The sequence below is a fragment of the Photobacterium sanguinicancri genome (genome assembly GCF_024346675.1).
GTDB lineage: Bacteria > Pseudomonadota > Gammaproteobacteria > Enterobacterales > Vibrionaceae > Photobacterium > Photobacterium sanguinicancri.
Genome location: NZ_AP024850.1, coordinates 1,469,811 through 1,488,662 on the forward strand (window position 1 = coordinate 1,469,811; position 18,852 = coordinate 1,488,662).

Consider the following 18,852-nt stretch of genomic DNA (forward strand, 5'->3'; position numbering starts at 1 on the left):
CAGACGCATCGTTTGCGTCTGTTAGGGCATAGGAAAGTCATCTAAAATGCAAAGATGATAATAATTGGTATGTGAGTTGATGGTAGAAACAAAAAGAGAAAAACGAATAAGGCAATTATCGGAGTTGTTGCTGGGAGAAGAGAAGGTTCATTTGAAAGATGCAGCGGAAAGCTTAAATGTATCTGAAATGACGATTCGCCGTGATTTTAATGAGCCAAACGTATTGGTGAGTTTAATTGGTGGCTATGTAGTAAAGAAGCAAATTGGTGCAGCTGAACTTGAATATGTCATTAACGAACAGAGTACTAATCATGTTAAAGAAAAGGCGAAAATAGGCCAAGAGGCTGCATGCTTAGTTTTTGATAATCAAACGGTTTTCTTTGATAACGGCACAACCATTGTTCATATTATCCAAGCGATCAGTGATGAAATATCTTTTACTGGTGTTTGTTTTTCTTTGAATGTTTTTATGGCCCTCAAGAATAAGCCAAACTGTCATGTGATTCTGTGTGGTGGCGCTTACGATAGCAAGCATAATAACTTTTACCCTTTAGGTGATAGCAGCGAGATCGACAATATCCGCTTCGATACCGCCTTTCTATCTGCGGCAGGTATCGATCCTGCGCATGGCTTAACGTGTTACTCGTTTAACGAATTGGCGTATAAGAAAAGGGCGATTACACAATCTCAGAATGTTGTACTGGCGATTGATAACAGCAAGTTTGGTGTGGTGAAATCTGCGTTTATTTGCAGCCTAAACAGTGTTGATATTATTATTTCTGATATAGATATACCGGCAGAATACGAGACGTAGGCTACGATGATAGTGACAGTATTAGAAAGGGGCATAGAGCCCCTTTTTTGATCATCTGTAACGCGTATCTAACGTCTTAGAGTGACAAAATGACTCCAGCAATAGCAGCACTCATTAAGTTGGCTAGTACGCCAGCCGTAATGGCACGAAACCCATGTTTAGAGATAAAAGTACGGCGCTCTGGTACAAGGCTGCCAAGTCCACCAATTAGTATCGCCATGGTCGAAATGTTCGCAAAACCGCACAGTGCAAAAGTAATAATGGCTTGAGAGTGTGGGCTTAGCTGATCTTTTACTTCCATTAGCTGAATGAAGGCAACGAATTCGTTGACGATGACTTTGTTACCGATAAGCGAGCCCGCAGTAATTGCTTCACTCCATGGCACACCAATAAGGTATGCGACAGGGGCAAACAAGTAACCCATTATCAATTCAAAGCTAAGCGTCAGACCAAACCAATCACCGATAGTCCCTAACAGACCGTTCAATAATGCAATAACACTGATAAAAGCAAGTAATGTTGCACCAATGGTTGCGGCAATGCGTAAGCCTGCAATCGCACCGTCTGCTAATGCTTCGACAACATTGGTTGCGCGTGGTAAATCAACGGAAGTGATTTCGTCTTCATTATTGGTTTTTTCACTTGGCGGAAATAGGATTTTCGCCATCAGTAGGCCCGCAGGTGCCGACATGAATGCCGCCGCAATTAGGAAATTCAATTCAACGCCAAGTGATGCATAGCCAACTAACGTACCGCCAGCAACAGAGGCAAGGCCGCATGTCATTACTGCAAAGAATTGTGAATCACTCATATTCTTTAAGTAAGGTTTGACGACCAAGGGAGCCTCGACCATGCCGACAAAAATATTGGCGGTTGCAGATAAGGATTCTGCACGTCCAGTACCAAGTAGCTTTTGCAGTGCACCGCCAACAATATTGATGACTTTTGGCATTAAGCCAATATGGTACAGGGCCGAAATAAGCGCAGAGAAGAAAATGATGATGCCCAGTACGTTAATTGCGAATACGAAACCAACGCTGCCTGTTGCTAAGCCACCAAATAAGAACGCAATACCTTCTTGTCCATAATCAATAACACTTGATACGGTGTTGCTAACAGCGCCAAGGGCGGTTTTGCCGGCAGGGACATACAGAACAAGTAAAGCGAAAAGAATTTGTAATGAAAAGGCTAGGCTAACTGTTCTTAATGGGATGTTGCGACGATCGTTAGAAAATAAGTAGGCAAACGTTAAGATAGCCACAATACCAAGTAAAGAAGACATGGGTGAACCTTGTAACAGAGTGTGTAGGCGCTGCATTTTATGCATGACGCAAACGGTTGCAAGGGGTGAATGTTAGCGTTCTGTAATGAGAGAGCGGCGTGCCACATTCTGGTTTTTTAAGTTGTTAATATATAAGTGCTATTTATTTTCATTTAGAAGATTATTTCCATTTGGAAAAGATGTTTTGGGTGATACGAATGATCACGGCAACAATATTGATTGTTTAATCAGCATTGTTGCCATCAGAAAGTACTGGCAATACAGTAAAGAGCCTGACAAACCGGTGTTTTTTAAGGTATCAAATAGCAATATGTTGGCGAAGTTCAATATCCCAGTAGGGCGTATCACCAATGTAGTCTTTAAAAAAGCCGATCACTGCGGATATTTTTTTAGGTAAATGTGCTCGACTTGGGTATACCGCATAAAATGGCATAGCTTGGTTAGCTTGCCACTCAGGTAATAATTGAATGAGTTTATTGGTTTTAAATTCATCAGTTAGCAAGTAAGTCGCTAAGTAAGCAATTCCCCAGCCAGCGATAGCGGCATCGCGTACGGCTTCAGCAAGATCGACACGATAATTGCCTTCAACGTCAATCTTTAATTGTTTGTCATGTTGTTTAAAAGACCAAGATTGATAGTTTCTCTGGCGGCTCCGGTACGTTAAGCAATTATGATTAGTCAGCTCTTTTGGGTGTAAGGGGGCAGGGTGATGCATTAAGTATTCTGGCGATGCTGCCACCACAAAACATGTTTCAGCCAGGCGCTGCGCGACATAACCATCAGGGATGTGTTCATAGTTGGTGATCCAAAGATCTAAGCCATCTTCGATCATATCGGCTTTATGATCGAACAAGCTGATTTCAACGCGCAATTTAGGGTAGTGGCGCTGCAATTGTTCAATAGCTGGGATCAAATGCATGGTGCCAAAAGATTGTGAAATACCTAAGCGTAAAACACCTGAAATTTCATCGCGTGTATCTTCCATTATCGCTTCGCCATCTTGCATGGCTTTTACGACATGATCGCAATAATGTAGATAGGTTTCACCGGCTTCTGTTAGGGTAAAACTACGGGTTGTACGTTGTACTAGTTTAACATTCAGTGCCGTTTCTAATGCACCCAATTGTTTGCTGATGTGTGATGTAGATACACCGAGTTGTTTACCTGCAGCGGTAAAGTTTCCCGCCTTAACAAGGGAGTGAAAGATGACCATCTGGCCAGCGCGTTCTGGGCTCAAAATGTATGCTCGATGAGAATTGACCCGCAGAGCTTAGCATATTTGGTATTGCGAGTAGTGAAGGTGATTGAGGTAACTAGAGGAATGGATAGTTTACAAAAAAGAGGCTAACCGAAGTTAGCCTCTTGAGATGAGTATTACGTGTATACCGCGTTTAGATTATTTTTTTACTTTACGTAAGAAGCCTAAACCCAGTAGAGACAGTAAACCGAAGATGCCAAATGAACCGCCGCTACCGTCATATGGTGGAATTACTACTTTTGGTTTCGTTGAGTCACGTTTAGCCACTTCAACTTGCATGCTCACTTCTGAGCCAGCCACGGTTGTTGCTGTTGAAGCTTTTTGCGCACTAGGGCGTGTTAGCTTCATGGTCACAGTGTAGTTGCCTGGTTCGATACCACTAACGTCAAACTCTACAAGTTGTTTACCATCTTTGCTCAACTTCATTGTAGGTAGTGCAACTTTGCTCATGTCTTCAGGTTCTGGAGAGAATGAGATTTCAGCGATATCGCCAATAAGTGCTTTATCTGTGTTAATGGAATAAGGCACATCCATACGACCACTGGTAGTGGTTAGCAGAACTGGCGCACCATCAGCTTCACCGTAACCATAACCAAGTGCCATGATTGCAGAGTCGTGGTCAGATGAACGGTAAGGCGTTTCAGCATAGAAGTTATGCGGAGTCGTTTTCTCTTCGCTGCTACTTAAACCTTTACGGCCTTGGTTGTAATCATACAGCGTCGATTCAGCGGCATTGATGTGCCAGTCTGTTGCATCCAATAGGTGCTTCTTAAGGGATGGCGAGATAAGAACGTGGTCAAGTGAGCCGATCTCATCGTTGTAAGAGTAGCTCCAGCTCATTTTCTTGTTTTCAGCATCTTTCAGGCTAACAGCATTAATATAACCGTAACTATCAGTGATGATAGCGCCATTTTCACCAAATTGAGGTCGTTTACCGATGAAGGTATCGCGAGCGGCTTTCAGTGTTTTACCTGTTGGATTAGAGGTTAGCACTAGCATAGGGTCTTCATGTGTATAAGAGTTCATGTCACCCATGATGATGCGATCACCACCGATTTTTGCCATTTCTTTACCGAGTTGTTCAGCAGCGGCAACACGGAAGTTTTCACATGAACCTTGGAAGTCTTGATTGCTCTTAACATCATCTTCTTTAGGGTCAAATTTCTCCCAAGTTTCCCAGCCTTGCCAATCTTCCCAACAGGTAGAGCCTTTCGATTTCAGGTGGTTAACCGATACAGTGACTTTTTTACCCGTGTTGTGGATACGGAAAGTCGCGGCAATAGTATCGCGCTGGTAGTTCTTACCGTTTTCACGAATTTCACCTTTTTTACCTGTAATCGCGCTACCATCTTCATAAGTGATCATTGGTGCTTGCTGCGAAGGCATAGGGATGATTTTCGCTTGCTCTAGCGAGACTTTACTTGGACGGTATAGTAGGCCTGAGCTGATAGCATCTGAACCAACAGAATCAAACTCATCAAGCACGGTATTGCCATCTGAATCGAAGCCTACGAAGACGTATTTGTTGTGAATTGATTCACTTTTGTTGCGGTCTTTGTAGTTTTCTTTGTAGTAGTTGTCATTAATGGCTTTTACTAATTCAGTGATCGCACTGTAGTTACCAAAGCCATTATTTTCAATTTCCATTAAGCCAACAACATCAGCATCTAAGCCAATAATTGCTTTAACAATTTTAGCTTGTTGTTGCTGGAACTCTAACTCGCTATCTGCACCACGGTTGTCACCATGTTGGTTACTTGCACCACCAAACGGCGAGTTGAAGTAGTTCAATACGTTCTGAGTCGCAAAGCGAATAGCAAACTTGTCAGATTCGGTTGAATCATTCAGCTCAGGCTTGGATTTACGATCCGTATTATGGGTAATGTTTTTGCTGGTGATCGTATTGGTTGCCAGTAAACGGTAGTTACTGTGGGCGTAGACAAGCACGCCTTCTAAGCCAGTGATACTGTCGTTAATACGAATGTAGTTTTTGTCTGGATTGCTGTTGAAATCAGGGTAGTACGGGATATGACCATTGGATGCGCTTTTGTCTGTATCTACATATAAGCGGTAGTCATTGTTTTGCTTATGTTGGGCAATAGAGTCTTCACTGCCAGCGACATGTTCTTGGTTTGGCTGCATGTTAGGGCGTTTGTACGATAACACCATGTTGTTACGATAGCTGTCAAAGTCAAAGCTGAAAGTACGCGAAACACGCATGGTTTCGTTTTCTTTGGTGCTTTCGTCCATGTTATCTGTTAAGCGCACTAACATGCCTTCATGGCGCTCTAAGGTTTTGCGGAAGTATTGGCCGTCAGATGGAATGCGTTTAAGGTCTACTGCTTTCGGCTGAGATCCACTTGCGTTAACGGTTTCCCATTTATCATCTGTCGCGATAACTTGGGTTTGGCCATATTCTTCTTGAACAAAGCCTTTAACACAGACTTCTTGACCAACCATGTCATTGCTGACTTGACCGTCTGTTTTGATAAATACGCCATCTGAGGTTAACTCTTTACCATCAGTTGCGTATAAGAAGAAGCCTTTTTTATAGCTAGTTGAAACTGCGCTAACGATACCTTGAACTAGGTATTCATCATTACTGATATAGCCTGAAGTAATTAATGGAGATTTGAATCCTTCGCCCTGTATATCACCAGGATAGAGTCTATTCATTCCAGAGTCACTACAAGGTGTAGCTGGTGCTTCTTCTGTCGCAAGAGTAGGGTCACCAAGGCCATCAACAGTGTCTTTAGGTTTAACTAACCATGCTTTTGGGTTATGAACTGTTAATGGTGCTGCAGCGGTTGCTAAACGGCGATATGTTTTATCTGTTCCCCAGTTTTCACCACTAACACCGATAACATCATATTTATTGTTTGCATTGCTTGAATCCGCGATAAATACAGCATCATCACCGCTGAAGTTCATCGAGTTATATTTTGTCTGATTGTAATCAGAACCAACTACTGATTCAGCATTGTTTGCTTTAATTGCATTTGTTAATGCGTCTTTTGCATCAGTGTGAGCAACAACAATTGTTTTACCTGGTTGAATGGTGACACCTGTTAATACTGGCGTACCTTCGGGGGTGTAAATTTGGTTATTGTGAATACTACCAGAGCTTGATTTGCTCGCGTAATATAGTGCTTGATCGCCATTGAAAGTAAACGGTGCGCTACCAGTATTGAGTATTTCAATTGCACGGTTATCACCAGTGCCTTCAACGTACTCAGAAATAATAATATCGTTAATACCAGCCATTGCTGGTGCTGCTAATACGGATGCGATAGCAGCGGAAAGTAAGGTGACTTTTTTATTCATGATGGGGTGTCCTTCAATCCCTAAATTCTTTTTAAACAGTGTGATTAGAAGTAAATACGCGTGTAGGCGTACATATCTTGTGCTGCATCGCCAGCATTAGCTTCAAGCGCAATGATTGATGACGGCGTTGGTTTGAAGTTCACGCCCAACGTGCCCCATGTGCGGCTTGAACCCCAGCTGTGTTCTTTGGTATCCCAAAATTCACTGTCTTTATCCCACTCTTCATAGGCTTCATAGTTGGCTGAGCCTGTCATTTCCCATTGTGGTGTGAATTCGTATTTACCTGAGATCAGCGCACCTTTGCGGTAAAGGGTTTGATAGTCGTTATAAAGGTGAACGCTGTTGTTTGGATCTGTGATATCGGTAGGGGTTTTGGTTTGAGCTATATCTTCGTCTTCAAGGTAGCCATTAAAGCCAAGGTGGAAGTTATCGGTAACGGCGAAGCGCATACCAAGACCTGCAAGCTTTTGCTTACCGTACTTAGATTCGCCTTCTGCACCACCGCGGCCTTCAAGACCTACGACTGCTGAAAAACGACTGCCAAAGTAGCCGAAATAACCATTAACAACATCGCCAAGAAGAGAGCCAGAAGATGATTTAGCGTTGTAACTGTATGACGTACCTAGTTTGAAGCTGCCATAAGTACCTTCATATTTTACCGTCGCATCTTGGTCGCCTGCTTCACCTGTTTCAACTGTGGTATCGAACGTGAAGTCACCCCATTTGTCGTAATCGTCAAATGCAGTATCGGTTAAACCAAATTCAACATAGTGGTAGTCGTTAAGGGCGTAGCCAATGAACATTTTATCGATGCTAAGCACCATATCGCCAGAACCGTACTTCCAGTTTTCACGCTCAAAATCTAGCTCTAAGCGGTAAACTAATTGGCCGTTTTTACCTTTCACACCCAAGGTTGCAAAAGAATCGTCAATGTAAGCTTGGTCTTTAAAAAATTCGCCGTACTCAAAATTTGCACCAAAATGACCACCAACGCCAACTTCACCATATAGGTTTAAATTGTCACCGTTTTCGTTTTGATAGATATTGGCTGCTTGTAGGCTAGTAGAAGCGAGAAGGGTAGATATACACACTGCTAGTGCTGTTTTGTTAGCCGTTTTAATGTTCATTACTCGACCTTATGTATGTTATTTAAGTAACATTTGCTTGTTTGTATGTTTTAATTCTCACATTTAAGAATGTTATCTTACAATCTCAATTCATTGATTTTGTGATTAAAGTCAGCTTGGCTGCATTATGTGTGAGCAAATATGTGATGTTAGGAGTATTGGATTGCGTTGACTTCACAAAAAAATGTGTTAAAAAAATCACAGTGCAGGGTAACGTTTGCTTCAAAATGCGTTAGAGTAAAAGCTCTATGATGTTAGATGAAATATGATGGATAAGCGGCGTTATCCGCATAGGTGATCACAAGGGTGAATAGGGCGATACTGATTATTGAATTAAAAGGCAGATAAAGGGGAAGCGGGGGAGTTTGTCATCATTAATAAGAATGCAGGAGTATGGCGATACCCCTGCAGTAAACGTGTTTAGGCTGATTGCAATAATACGTTATTGAGGTAATTCACAACGTATGCAGCATCTTGGGCTGCTGTATTTACTTTAGCGATAATGCGTTGTGCGCGTTCATCATCTGCTTGTAGGCTAGCTTTGACTTTTTCATTCATCGCTGCAGCCATTTCAGCTTTTTGTTTACAGTCACTGAATAAGGCTGAAACGAAAGTAAGCTCAACTTCTTCGCCGTTTGCAAATGCATCTGCAGCAATTTTGTAAACGGTATGAAACTTGGTAGCCATGTCTTTTTGATCTGCTTGGCTTTCTTTCGCCCAATCATTAGACCAACCTTTGAAGATAACTGCAATTTGAGGATTTGCTGTCAGTTTTACTTTTTGCATTCGTTGTAACCCTAGGTGCTATGTATGAAGGCATAGTAAAGGAGCTTACTTTCGGTTTAAAGTCTAAACACGAATCATCTTAACAGCTGATTATAAAGTGAGCACATCAGTAAGCTGAATGTTTAATCGATGGGGCCAAGGCAAAATACAATACATAAAAAAAAGCCTGCTAAAAATGAAGTGACCCCATTAAGTTGGACATTTTAGTTAAGCGGCTTGTAAGGCCTGATTTCGATATTCTATCGGAGTCAGGCCTTTTAGTTTTACCTTTATACGTTTTGTATTGTAATACTCTATGTACCCTTTAATCTTTTCTATCAGTTCATCGGCATCTTTGAAGCTTTTCCCGTGATACATCTCTGTTTTCAGCAACGCGAAAAAGTTCTCGGCTACAGCATTATCGAGGCAATTCCCTTTTCGCGACATACTTTGGGCAAGACCACAGTTAGCGAGTTGCTTTTGATAAGCCTTATGCCGATATTGCCAGCCTTGGTCGCTATGTACAATTGGTCTTGAGTGTCCTCTAAGTTTCTTTATTGCATCTTTCAACATGCCCGTAACCAGTGGTAGTCGAGCATTTTTGGCTAGCCTAAACGAGATCACTTCTTGATTAAACAGGTCAACTATCGGCGACAAATAGACTTTCTGCCCTTTAACCTTGAACTCGGTGACATCTGTCACCCACTTTTCATCAGGTTTTGTCGCCTTGAAGTCTCTTTCAAGTATGTTTGGTGCCGCTCTCCCTGCTTCTCCTCTATAAGCTCGATACTTCTTTGGCCTCATCGTGGATTTTAGCCCCTGACGGGTCATCAGCCGTTGTACCGTCTTGTGATTGAGCTTGATACCGCGATTCCTTAATTCCAAGTGAATACGGCGGTAGCCATAACGCCCCTCATGCTCATGATAAATCGATCTAATAACTTCTAGCTCGTGCTCATAAGCGTCAGGCTTATGGCATGCTTGAATTTGATAGTAGAACACACTCCTTGCCATCTTCATGGCTCGAAGTAGGTGCTTTAAAGAGTGCTTTTCTTTCAGAGCTGAGACGGCTAACGCTTTTTCTTTGTTTGTCGACGCTTTTGCTGTTTCAGCTCCTCCAACTTTTTTAGAACAGCATTCTCTGCCCGCAAGTACGCCAGTTCCTCTTTCAGCTCTTCAAGGGTCATTTCGTCATCAGGTTTTGGTGTAGCTTTGGATTGATATTTCATGAGAGGTCTTCCTATAGGGCGGTTTTCTAGTCCTTCTAAACCGGCCTCATTGTACTTTTTAAGCCATGACGACAAGATGCCAGGAGAGGATAGGTTCAAAACAGCGCTAGTGTGACTGAGAGACCACCCACTCGTCCACATCAGATTCAATGCCTGCAATTTCTTACCCGCACTACTGCTATGTGAGGAAGGTAAGAAGGAGTTGGTGCCATGTATCGAATAGACCTGAGCCCAGTACCTTATTTGTCTCGATGATATTGAATATTCACTAGATAGCTGTCTGCTGGATGCTGTTCCATGAAGATATTGCCTAGCAATAGTAAGCTTTAATTCACGACTATATTTGGACATAAAAAAGACCCCTAATAATTGGTTGTCCAACTATTGGGGGTCATTTCAAAAGCAGGCTTTTTTATATGTGGTGCTCGCTACTGGACTCGAACCAGTGACACCTTGCATGTCATGCAAGTACTCTAACCAACTGAGCTAAGCGAGCAAATTGTACAGCATGATAACCCGCAATACGTGCTATCTAAATATGGTGCTCGCTACTGGACTCGAACCAGTGACACCTTGCATGTCATGCAAGTACTCTAACCAACTGAGCTAAGCGAGCAAATTGTACAGCATGATAACCCGTAGTACGTGTTATCTAAATATGGTGCTCGCTACTGGACTCGAACCAGTGACACCTTGCATGTCATGCAAGTACTCTAACCAACTGAGCTAAGCGAGCAAATTGTACAGCATGATAACCCGTGGTACGTGTTATCTAAAATATGGTGCTCGCTACTGGACTCGAACCAGTGACACCTTGCATGTCATGCAAGTACTCTAACCAACTGAGCTAAGCGAGCATCTTCATCGTTGTTAGCCTTTAAAAAGGTTATTCAACGTAACGCAAAAGATATTAGCGATTCGCCACTAAGCGTGCAAGTGTTTACGTTCTCTTTTTTCGCTTTCATCGCGCGTTTGGTTATCAAATATACTGTTTGCTGGTCTGGCATGCTAAGTGTTTGGATTAATTCTTATATTCCAACTTTAAATTGGCAGCGTTTAAAGGTGCGCTGCCAAAATTTAGTGTGATCCAGAACCGCAATTCGAAAAGCTTGGTGTAAATTTCCGTCTATAAAGACCTCTTTATATGCCAGAAGGTCGGGGTGCTTGGTTGGTAATTGATTAAAGACTTGTTGTAAAACAGGCTTAACTTGGAGGTATTGCGAATCTAACTCGGCAAGGTAAGATTGAATTTTAGGGTTATAAAAACGGTAAAACACGTTTTTAAGGTACTCGGCTTGTTGCTGATTACGTTTTTCTCCACAGATAATGGTATTTTCTTGCTGATTCAACAACTGCGTAGTGATGTTGAGCCATTGGGTCGCATTCGCTATGGAGTAATACAGTTGCCCAAAGTAACGGCTACGGTGAATGTTTTCTTGGTGTATTAACAGCCTATTTGCTAAAGCTTCATCAATACGCTTTGGTGTGATCTCGTGAGTCGGCTTATTGTCGGCATCTGGCTGGCTTTGCGAATACTCTAACAGCGTTAATATATCCTCCATGGCTGCAAGGTTTGCTGTTAAGCCAGCGAAGTTATCTATATCAAAAGTATGTGGGTAAAGTACAAACTGTTGCCGCCACTCTTTGCCCGTTGCAAGCATATTCCATATTACCGAGCTAAGCTGTTGTTGTTTTTTTTGCTTAATGGGAGTGAGCTCATCAATAAGAGGCTGACTAATAGGATTATCATCGCTGGCAGGTACTGTTTGTGTCACACATTTTTCTAGCCCGTTTAATAGCAGCAATTCATATCTGAGCTGGCGAGTTTTATCTTGGACTTTTCCTAAGCTTGAGTTGCGGTCGGCAATAAGCTGAAATAAACCGCAACGACGAAGTTCGTAAGCATCAAGTAACCCGATACGGATGTCTTCTACTGGGACATATAAAGTGCGTGTCGAAGGGAAGTTGGGCAGAGAATCAAGAGGAGGAAAAGGTATCGGGTCGGTATCCAATACGTTGGCTAAACGCTGATGGTAGTCTTTGAAGTAACGCTCACCACTGTTGTCACACCCTGTTAGCATCGCGCAAGCTGATAAACTTAATGCAAGCAAACGCAAGGTAAGATAAGCGTACCGATAACAAGATAGGCTCGCTACGCGATTGAAAGTGAGCGTATTATTCATTTCAAAAGTATAAACAACTTATACCAACCTAACGAAATAACTGCGTTGCTTTATCAGTATCAGTATCAGTATCAGCAACGCAAAAGAGGAGCTGTGCGACCTATTTAGGTTGAGTGGACTGCATCTCTTCTAATCCACCGCCGTTATAGATCTGAGTAAAGCCTGCTTTTTTTAAGTAGTTCATGGCCTGACCTGAACGATTACCACTGCGGCAATATACGACGATTGGCGTTGATTTATCTACATCGGCAAAAGCGGTATCTATGGTGTCTAGCGGGTAGTTTGTTGAGCCGGTTAGATGCCCTTGGCTAAATTCACCTGGTGTTCGTACATCGACTAAGAATGCGCCTTGCTCGATGAGACCCCAAGCTTGCTCACTTCGTTCTGATGCCCAACCAGTAAAAGAGGTTATTGCCAATAATAGGTATAATACAGCGTTGATTTTCATACGTTATCTCTTATAAACCGCTCTAAAGTTATGATTCTAGTTTACGTCTTATGGTTTAGATCATCTGTTCTCTTGATCGTGTTTATTAAATATAGTGCAGCCAATTGAAATGATGTTGGATAGCCGTGTTTGGCAAAGAAAATTGGTTTTGCTGATGTGTTGTTAGAAGCGGCTGCGTTGCTGATAGATTAAGTTGATTAACCCAAGAACAATGCGTCATGAACTGCTAGATAGTCGCAGTTCATGACGGGGTGATATGTGTCTTCGTGCTCTAGGGCGTCACGAAGAGTGCGTTATTTCAGTAATTCGTGGTCGGGCGGTAATAGGCGAGAGATCCATAGCACCAATTTGTGCTTCATGTTGACACCGTCTTCTTGGTCTACAGCTAGTGGTGTGATTTGTTTGTATTGCACAAGTAAACGATAAATACATTCAACTTTATCAGTGGAAGACACATAACGTTCTAAATCGTTATAGCCTTGCTTTTTAGCAAACGCAATGCCGAGTTCCAGTGCTTTCTTGAGTAACTTTGCATCATTCTTATTTTTCTTCATCTTTTTTCCCTGTCACGCCTTAACGTACTTTATTCAGAGTATCTGAAATGAAAGGGAATACCAATCATCACGTGACATTCTGTTGCTGATTTCCAAAGAAAAGGGGGGATAAAAATAAGGCGACCTCTAGGCCGCCTTATTGATGTAATTACTAAGATGTTTTTAGCAAAAGTTAACTAACTAACTAACTAACTAACTAACTAACTAACTAACGTGTAGCCATCGCTAATTGTAAATCTTCAGGTTGATGCTGTAACCAACGTAAACGAGAGCCAAGCATAATGGCTGATGATGTTAAACCAAAGATGATGCCAATCCAGAAGCCATGTGGTCCCATAGGTTCAGTGATTAAGTGGGTCATACCTAATGTGTAACCAAGCGGCAAGCCAATTAACCAATATGCAATAAAGGTTCGCACGAAGATAGCGCGCATGTCTTTGTAGCCACGCAATGCACCCGCAGCCACGATTTGAATCGCATCGGTACATTGGTATACCGCGGCTAGAAGCAATAGTTGACTGGCAACGAGAATGACTTCTGCATTATCACTATAAATCGCAATGATCTGTTCGCGGAATATCACGGTTAAGATTGCGGTAGAGATTGCCATAATGAAGGCTGTCGCTAAGCCGCAGTAGCTGCTGACTTTAGCACCTAATAAGTTTTCTTCACCCAGTTGGTGACCAACGCGGATGCTTACGGCTGCTCCTAGGCTCATTGGTAGCATAAACACCAATGAAGAGAAGTTCATTGCGACTTGATGCGACGCAACCATGACTGCGCCGAGAGGAGCAATCATGATAGCAACAACAGCGAACAGAGATATTTCAAAGAACATCGATGCAGCAACAGGGAAGCCCATTTTAAATAAACGCGTTAGAGCTGCTAAGTTAGGCTTGTGCCACGTTTCGAATAACTTTGCGGCTTGAAGGCGTTTATTCAGTTTGATGTAAACTAACATGGCAAAGAACATGAGCCAGTACACAATAGCGGTTGCGACACCACAGCCAACACCACCCAGCGCGGGCGCACCAAACTCACCGTTAACAAAAATCCAGTTAAGTGGAATATTTGCACCTAAGCCAATGAAACCGATGATCATTCCCGGAATGGTTAACGACAGCCCTTCAGTAAAGCTTTTAAGTGTTTGGAACATTAAAAAGCCCGGGACGGCAAACATCACAGCAAACATATAGCCATTTGTTTTTTCGGCTAAAATGGGTTCAACATCCATATAGTCAATCAGCGTACCTGCATTGTACAGGACGAGCATGATGGGCACAGAAACGAGCAGTGCTAAGAAAAAACCATGTTGGACTTGATAAGGGATTTGGTCTTTTTTTCCTGAACCATTGAGTTGCGCCACAATAGGCACTAGCGCAATAAGTAGGCCGACACCAAATAAAATGGAAGGAAGCCAAATGCTGGATGCGACAGACACCGCTGCCATATCGGTTGCGCTAACACTACCCGCCATTACCGTATCAATAAACCCCATAGAGGTTTGAGCTACGGAGGCAAGCAGAACGGGGATAGTTAATTTGAGTAAACGACGTGTTTCTCGTTTGTACTTGTGCATGGATATACCTGAATTCAAGCGCTATCTGGAGGATGCCAGAAAGCGTGTGCATTATAATGGCTTCCGTGCTCATTTCACTCTTTTCCACGAGTGTTTATTGGAAAACAGCATAGTTTGTTTTCCGCAGTGATAAAACTAAGAGCATACAAGTTTGGCTAATAGGTGTGTTGATGTGGACCTAAGAAAGCGGTGATGTATCTGATAAGAAGATGACACGGTCTTTACCCGCTGTTTTGGCTTTAAATAGCATTCTATCTGCTTCAGCGTAGACATTTTTTTTGTCTAGGCTCGAGTGGGTAACACCAATACTGGTGGTTATCTGAATGTTATTACCATCAAGCATGAGAGGGGTGTTTCTTACGCAGGCAAGGAGCTGCTGCGCGTACCGATGAATATTAAGTACATCATGGTCATTCACGTAAAGCGCGAATTCTTCACCACCAATGCGGCCAAATAATGCATGGGTTCCAATACAAGACTGACACACGGAGCAAAAATGTTGTAAAACACGATCACCAACCAAGTGGCCATAGGTGTCGTTGATTGACTTGAAGTTATCAAGGTCAAGTATCAGAAGCCAGCCTGTATTATTTTTACTGCGTTGTTCAAACAGTTGCCAAAAATGTCGACGGTTAGCAATTTGAGTTAATGGGTCAAAGTTTGCTAACAACTGCAGTTGAATATTGGCGTTTTGAAGCTCAGACGTGCGCTCTTGTACTTTCCGTTCAAGCTCTTGGTTATTGTAAGCTAATAAGTTATTTAAACGTGTAGTCTCTTTTTGTTCGTCTTTAAGCTGGCAAATTGTTTCTTGAAGGTGTTCAGCCATGTTATCGAATGAGCGAGATAGCTCACCTAATTCATCTTCACGATCGAGTTGGGTACGAGAACTCCATTTGCCCAAAGTAATTCGCTTTACCGTTGCTTGCAATTGATTGATTGGTTTTAAAATGTAACGTGTACCTTGGGAACCGAAATACATGGCAAGTAACATGGCAATGATTGTAAAAAGCACGGCGTAATATTTCGCATTGATAAACTCACCAATAAAATCACAAATAGGAGAAATAAGTAAGATTGTTAAATAACGTTCTTCTCCTAATTTATATTTGGTGTGGGCGGTCATCCATGTGCTGTTTTGTAGCGGGTATTGATTAACTTCAATGGTATTGCTTGGTGGTGTGCCGTAAATGTTTTCCCAGATTACATTAACGATGGGTGTCAACGGTGTACCAAGGTTCATCAAGGCGGGGAGGTCTTTGTCAGAACTTGCGATGATGGCGCCCTGATCACTAATCAGTAAAATACGGCTGTTTGTGCTTAAGATGTTTTTTTGCAATTCATGCTCGAGCGTTGATAACGTTAGATCAAGGCCCCAGACACCTAAAAAGTTACCGTTATTATCGTATAGCGCATTAGCAAGGCTCACACCAAGAACATTCTCTATCGCGCCAGGGTAGATATCACTCCAAACGGGCCCTTTGGTTTTTATCGCGCGTTGGAACCATTGGCGAGTACGAGGATCGAAATGGGCATTTGTATTGATGACTTCAGTACCAATGCCTGCAGAATCTGTACTATAGCTGGTGGTTGGCCCTGCTTTATCATGGTCAGACTCGATACGTATAAAGTTACCAAATTCATCACGCCCAAGAGAGAGTAAGCTACCGTTCGCGGAGGCAAAATAGAAGTAATCAATCTCATCATGGTGTGCTAACACATTAGCTAAGTACTTTAATAAATTATCACGCTGTTTCACGACAGCAGGTAGAGATTGTTGCTCGGTTATTTGATGTTGATAAACGAGGTGCGCTTCGTCGAAAAAATCATCCAAATGACTAGTGATAACTTGGTTTGACTGGCGAAATAGTTGCTGAACACTGTTTTGCAAAATTTGTTCAGAACTTGAGTACCACATCATGCCAATAGGGATGGCTGTCAGTAAGACAAAGATAGAGAGGGTCAGTTGGATTCTAAACCCTAGATTTTTGGTGTTAAGCTTCACCATAAGAAAGATATCCAACCTGTAGTAATATAGTGGCTTCATCACGAGTTATTCGTAATGGCTATTTTGAGGGAAGCATAATATAACTGATGTTAATATTTCAAACGTTAATGCATCAATTGGTGTCTAATCTTCTAAAAACCGCACTTTTAGTGAGAGTTTAGGTGGTTTATCTTGACACTAAGTATGGAATGTTATGCAGGATATGTTGCATGTTAAGTACGTATTTGATGAGGAAGTTATGTTTACAGGCATTGTACAAGGTACGGCACCGATTGTAGAAATAAGTAAGAAAGAGCGCTTTCAAACTCATACCATTCGTTTAGATAAATCTTGGCTATCAGGGCTTGAGATTGGTGCGTCTATTGCGCATAACGGTTGTTGTTTAACAGTAACACAGATAGATGGTGACTTAGTCTCTTTTGACTTGATGCAAGAAACGTTAAAAGTGACGAATCTTGGTCTATTGAATGACGGCGATCGCGTTAATATTGAACGCGCTGCTAAGTTTGGTGATGAAATTGGTGGGCATTCAATGTCGGGGCACATTATGTGTATGGCGACGGTGTCTGAGGTGATCAAAACACCGAATAACTGCCAGATCTGGTTTAGCTTACCAGCTGCACAAACAAAGTATGTGTTTACGAAAGGTTATATCGGTATTGATGGGATCAGCTTAACGATAGGTGATGTGGTCGATAATACGTTTAACGTGAATTTGATACCAGAAACGTTAGCACGTACTAACCTAGCTTGGCGAGGCGTGGGTGACATGATCAACATTGAGATAGACCCACAAACACAAGCCGTAGTTGATACCGTAGAGCGTGTATTAGCAAACAAAGCTTGAGTAAATTTGCACTGCTGTACTGACAAAAGCCCAATGCGTTCGCTTTGGGCTCTGTCGTACTAAGGAGCCAACAATTTTACGTTTGTCTTAGAAAATCTGTTCATCATCAGCATCAATGAAAAGATTGATTGTTTTATGTAGCTCATCAATCTGCATATTAAGATGGATTGTATGGCAGCAGGCTGGGCAGTCATCGTAAAATTCTTGGCTACCACCACTAGTATCTAGTGTAATGTGAATATGGTGTCCGCAGTGTGGGCAGCTTGCCGATTGTTCAGAATATTGTTTCATTATCTCGCTCCTCAATATGCCATGGCATATATAGCATAAGCATCCGTTGCTTTTGCACTTTCCAGTTTATTTATATGTAACATTGTGTCGCCAGAAAACACATCTAATCTATGTAGGACGAAATGTTTTAAATCAATAGATTAGGAGCAAATGTTTTGCTGGTATAAGCACACCGCACTCTATGAGTAGTGTGAAGCACTTTACTACTGTTACTTCTATTACTTACCTATATTATTACTCTAGCGCCTGGTGATTCTTTATGCCTAAAATTAACTACAAAGTTTGATTTATTAAGAAGATTCAGTGCTTGGTGTAAAGCTGGATCGCAAAAGTGAGTTTTTTTTCTGGTATATGAAAGGATGATAAAAGATTGAAAATTTCAGAAGGTGTTAGAAGTGAAACAAAGAAGAAAGTATCGTTCGGATAAATTTGATCTTGATGCAAGATGTTAAGATCTTGCACCAAACTGTGACGATTAGGTATTTACAGCATTGTAAATAATTGCTGATTTACTTCGTGAAGCGATGAAAGTTTACTGTCAGCAATGGCCCAGCGCGGGTCGTCGGCCACTACATGTTCAGGTACAGCAATCCCTTTCATACGGGCAGCTTTTGCTGCAAGTACACCATTGAGCGAATCTTCAAAAGCGACGCAGTACTCTGGAGCAACACCAAGTGCATCTGCTGCGTTGATGTAAACTTCAGGGTGAGGTTTGCCAAAGCGTAAGTGCTCTGCAGACACCACAACTTCAAAGGTGTCTTCTAATGATAGGGCTTTTAATGTGGTGGTTATTAAGCGCATCGGTGAAGACGATGCCACCGCTAGCTTTAGATTTAATGCTTTACAATGCGCGAGGGTTTCCAATACTCCGGGCATCATAGGTTTATGCTCGGCAACCAATTCTTCTACGCGAGTGACAAGTGCTGCGGTAACCTCTTCACAGCTAGGGCCTTGCCAAGGTTGGCGAGAGAACCACAATTCCACGACTTTATCTACGCGTAGCCCTGTCGTTTCTAAGGTATCTTCTTGTTTGATTTGTACGCCAAGATTTTGAAATGTTTCTACCTGAGCTTGTTGCCAAAAAGGTTCGGAATCGACCAATAGGCCATCCATATCAAATACAGCAGCTTGTAACATCATTGTTTG

The 18,852-nt window shown here is 42.2% G+C and carries 16 protein-coding genes and 4 tRNA genes; 2 read left to right on the top strand and 18 right to left on the bottom strand.

Annotated elements, in window-relative coordinates; genetic code table 11:
• Positions 1 to 79: 79 nt before the first annotated feature.
• Positions 80 to 814, top strand: coding sequence for a DNA-binding transcriptional repressor DeoR (deoR, locus tag OCU87_RS07035; RefSeq protein ID WP_083540915.1), 735 nt, complete (start codon positions 80 to 82; stop codon positions 812 to 814).
• A gap of 76 nt (positions 815 to 890) precedes the next feature.
• Here the strand turns inward: deoR and OCU87_RS07040 are convergent, their stop codons facing one another.
• From OCU87_RS07040 to OCU87_RS07120, 16 genes are all read right to left on the bottom strand, one after another.
• Positions 891 to 2,096, bottom strand: coding sequence for a NupC/NupG family nucleoside CNT transporter (locus tag OCU87_RS07040; protein ID WP_261858101.1), 1,206 nt, complete (start codon positions 2,094 to 2,096; stop codon positions 891 to 893).
• A 298-nt stretch (positions 2,097 to 2,394) separates the two neighbouring features.
• Entirely contained in the window at positions 2,395 to 3,333 is a 939-nt protein-coding gene (locus OCU87_RS07045) for a LysR family transcriptional regulator (protein ID WP_261858102.1), read from the bottom strand.
• A gap of 159 nt (positions 3,334 to 3,492) precedes the next feature.
• Positions 3,493 to 6,678 (bottom strand): ExeM/NucH family extracellular endonuclease, encoded by a 3,186-nt coding sequence (locus OCU87_RS07050; RefSeq protein ID WP_261858103.1) that lies wholly within the window; start codon positions 6,676 to 6,678, stop codon positions 3,493 to 3,495.
• A gap of 44 nt (positions 6,679 to 6,722) precedes the next feature.
• The gene (locus OCU87_RS07055) at positions 6,723 to 7,805 is read right to left on the bottom strand and encodes a porin (protein ID WP_261858104.1); all 1,083 of its coding nucleotides are present in this window, start codon (positions 7,803 to 7,805) and stop codon (positions 6,723 to 6,725) included.
• A 420-nt stretch (positions 7,806 to 8,225) separates the two neighbouring features.
• Complete coding sequence (locus tag OCU87_RS07060; protein WP_062690398.1) at positions 8,226 to 8,591, bottom strand: hypothetical protein; 366 nt, start codon at positions 8,589 to 8,591, stop codon at positions 8,226 to 8,228.
• 207 nt (positions 8,592 to 8,798) lie between these two features.
• Complete coding sequence (locus OCU87_RS07065) at positions 8,799 to 9,629, bottom strand: IS3 family transposase (protein WP_239928692.1); 831 nt, start codon at positions 9,627 to 9,629, stop codon at positions 8,799 to 8,801.
• 11 nt (positions 9,630 to 9,640) lie between these two features.
• On the bottom strand, positions 9,641 to 10,150 hold the full coding sequence (locus OCU87_RS25040) for a helix-turn-helix domain-containing protein (protein ID WP_390960646.1): 510 nt from the start codon (positions 10,148 to 10,150) through the stop codon (positions 9,641 to 9,643).
• A gap of 68 nt (positions 10,151 to 10,218) precedes the next feature.
• A tRNA-Val gene (locus tag OCU87_RS07080) sits at positions 10,219 to 10,295 on the bottom strand.
• A 43-nt stretch (positions 10,296 to 10,338) separates the two neighbouring features.
• Positions 10,339 to 10,415, bottom strand: a tRNA-Val gene (locus OCU87_RS07085).
• 43 nt (positions 10,416 to 10,458) lie between these two features.
• Positions 10,459 to 10,535 (bottom strand) — tRNA-Val (locus OCU87_RS07090).
• 44 nt (positions 10,536 to 10,579) lie between these two features.
• Positions 10,580 to 10,656 (bottom strand) — tRNA-Val (locus tag OCU87_RS07095).
• A gap of 171 nt (positions 10,657 to 10,827) precedes the next feature.
• Complete coding sequence (locus tag OCU87_RS07100) at positions 10,828 to 11,982, bottom strand: DUF3080 domain-containing protein (RefSeq protein WP_261858105.1); 1,155 nt, start codon at positions 11,980 to 11,982, stop codon at positions 10,828 to 10,830.
• A 100-nt stretch (positions 11,983 to 12,082) separates the two neighbouring features.
• Entirely contained in the window at positions 12,083 to 12,430 is a 348-nt protein-coding gene (locus tag OCU87_RS07105; protein WP_261858106.1) for a rhodanese-like domain-containing protein, read from the bottom strand.
• 293 nt (positions 12,431 to 12,723) lie between these two features.
• The gene (locus OCU87_RS07110; RefSeq protein ID WP_062691131.1) at positions 12,724 to 12,984 is read right to left on the bottom strand and encodes a DUF5062 family protein; all 261 of its coding nucleotides are present in this window, start codon (positions 12,982 to 12,984) and stop codon (positions 12,724 to 12,726) included.
• Between the two features lie 208 nt (positions 12,985 to 13,192).
• Positions 13,193 to 14,563, bottom strand: coding sequence for an MATE family efflux transporter (locus OCU87_RS07115; RefSeq protein ID WP_062691130.1), 1,371 nt, complete (start codon positions 14,561 to 14,563; stop codon positions 13,193 to 13,195).
• A 178-nt stretch (positions 14,564 to 14,741) separates the two neighbouring features.
• Entirely contained in the window at positions 14,742 to 16,568 is a 1,827-nt protein-coding gene (locus tag OCU87_RS07120; RefSeq protein ID WP_062691129.1) for a sensor domain-containing diguanylate cyclase, read from the bottom strand.
• A 238-nt stretch (positions 16,569 to 16,806) separates the two neighbouring features.
• Here OCU87_RS07120 and OCU87_RS07125 point away from each other — a divergent pair, with 238 nt between their 5' ends.
• Positions 16,807 to 17,415, top strand: coding sequence for a riboflavin synthase (locus OCU87_RS07125; protein ID WP_062691146.1), 609 nt, complete (start codon positions 16,807 to 16,809; stop codon positions 17,413 to 17,415).
• A gap of 87 nt (positions 17,416 to 17,502) precedes the next feature.
• On the opposite strand, the gene OCU87_RS07130 is transcribed toward OCU87_RS07125, so the two are convergent.
• Entirely contained in the window at positions 17,503 to 17,706 is a 204-nt protein-coding gene (locus tag OCU87_RS07130; RefSeq protein ID WP_062691128.1) for a CPXCG motif-containing cysteine-rich protein, read from the bottom strand.
• Between the two features lie 483 nt (positions 17,707 to 18,189).
• On the bottom strand, positions 18,190 to 18,843 hold the full coding sequence (hxpB, locus tag OCU87_RS07135) for a hexitol phosphatase HxpB (protein ID WP_062691145.1): 654 nt from the start codon (positions 18,841 to 18,843) through the stop codon (positions 18,190 to 18,192).
• Positions 18,844 to 18,852: the final 9 nt, after the last annotated feature.

Excerpts from the sequence above, each read along its gene's own strand:
- deoR (WP_083540915.1), top strand. The coding sequence starts at position 80 with ATGGTAGAAACAAAAAGAGAAAAACGAATAAGGCAATTATCGGAGTTG.
- OCU87_RS07040 (WP_261858101.1), bottom strand. The coding sequence starts at position 2,096 with ATGTCTTCTTTACTTGGTATTGTGGCTATCTTAACGTTTGCCTACTTA.
- OCU87_RS07050 (WP_261858103.1), bottom strand. The coding sequence starts at position 6,678 with ATGAATAAAAAAGTCACCTTACTTTCCGCTGCTATCGCATCCGTATTA.
- OCU87_RS07055 (WP_261858104.1), bottom strand. The coding sequence starts at position 7,805 with ATGAACATTAAAACGGCTAACAAAACAGCACTAGCAGTGTGTATATCT.
- OCU87_RS07060 (WP_062690398.1), bottom strand. The coding sequence starts at position 8,591 with ATGCAAAAAGTAAAACTGACAGCAAATCCTCAAATTGCAGTTATCTTC.
- OCU87_RS25040 (WP_390960646.1), bottom strand. The coding sequence starts at position 10,150 with ATGTCCAAATATAGTCGTGAATTAAAGCTTACTATTGCTAGGCAATAT.
- OCU87_RS07100 (WP_261858105.1), bottom strand. The coding sequence starts at position 11,982 with ATGAATAATACGCTCACTTTCAATCGCGTAGCGAGCCTATCTTGTTAT.
- OCU87_RS07105 (WP_261858106.1), bottom strand. The coding sequence starts at position 12,430 with ATGAAAATCAACGCTGTATTATACCTATTATTGGCAATAACCTCTTTT.
- OCU87_RS07110 (WP_062691131.1), bottom strand. The coding sequence starts at position 12,984 with ATGAAGAAAAATAAGAATGATGCAAAGTTACTCAAGAAAGCACTGGAA.
- OCU87_RS07115 (WP_062691130.1), bottom strand. The coding sequence starts at position 14,563 with ATGCACAAGTACAAACGAGAAACACGTCGTTTACTCAAATTAACTATC.
- OCU87_RS07120 (WP_062691129.1), bottom strand. The coding sequence starts at position 16,568 with ATGGTGAAGCTTAACACCAAAAATCTAGGGTTTAGAATCCAACTGACC.
- OCU87_RS07125 (WP_062691146.1), top strand. The coding sequence starts at position 16,807 with ATGTTTACAGGCATTGTACAAGGTACGGCACCGATTGTAGAAATAAGT.
- OCU87_RS07130 (WP_062691128.1), bottom strand. The coding sequence starts at position 17,706 with ATGAAACAATATTCTGAACAATCGGCAAGCTGCCCACACTGCGGACAC.
- hxpB (WP_062691145.1), bottom strand. The coding sequence starts at position 18,843 with ATGTTACAAGCTGCTGTATTTGATATGGATGGCCTATTGGTCGATTCC.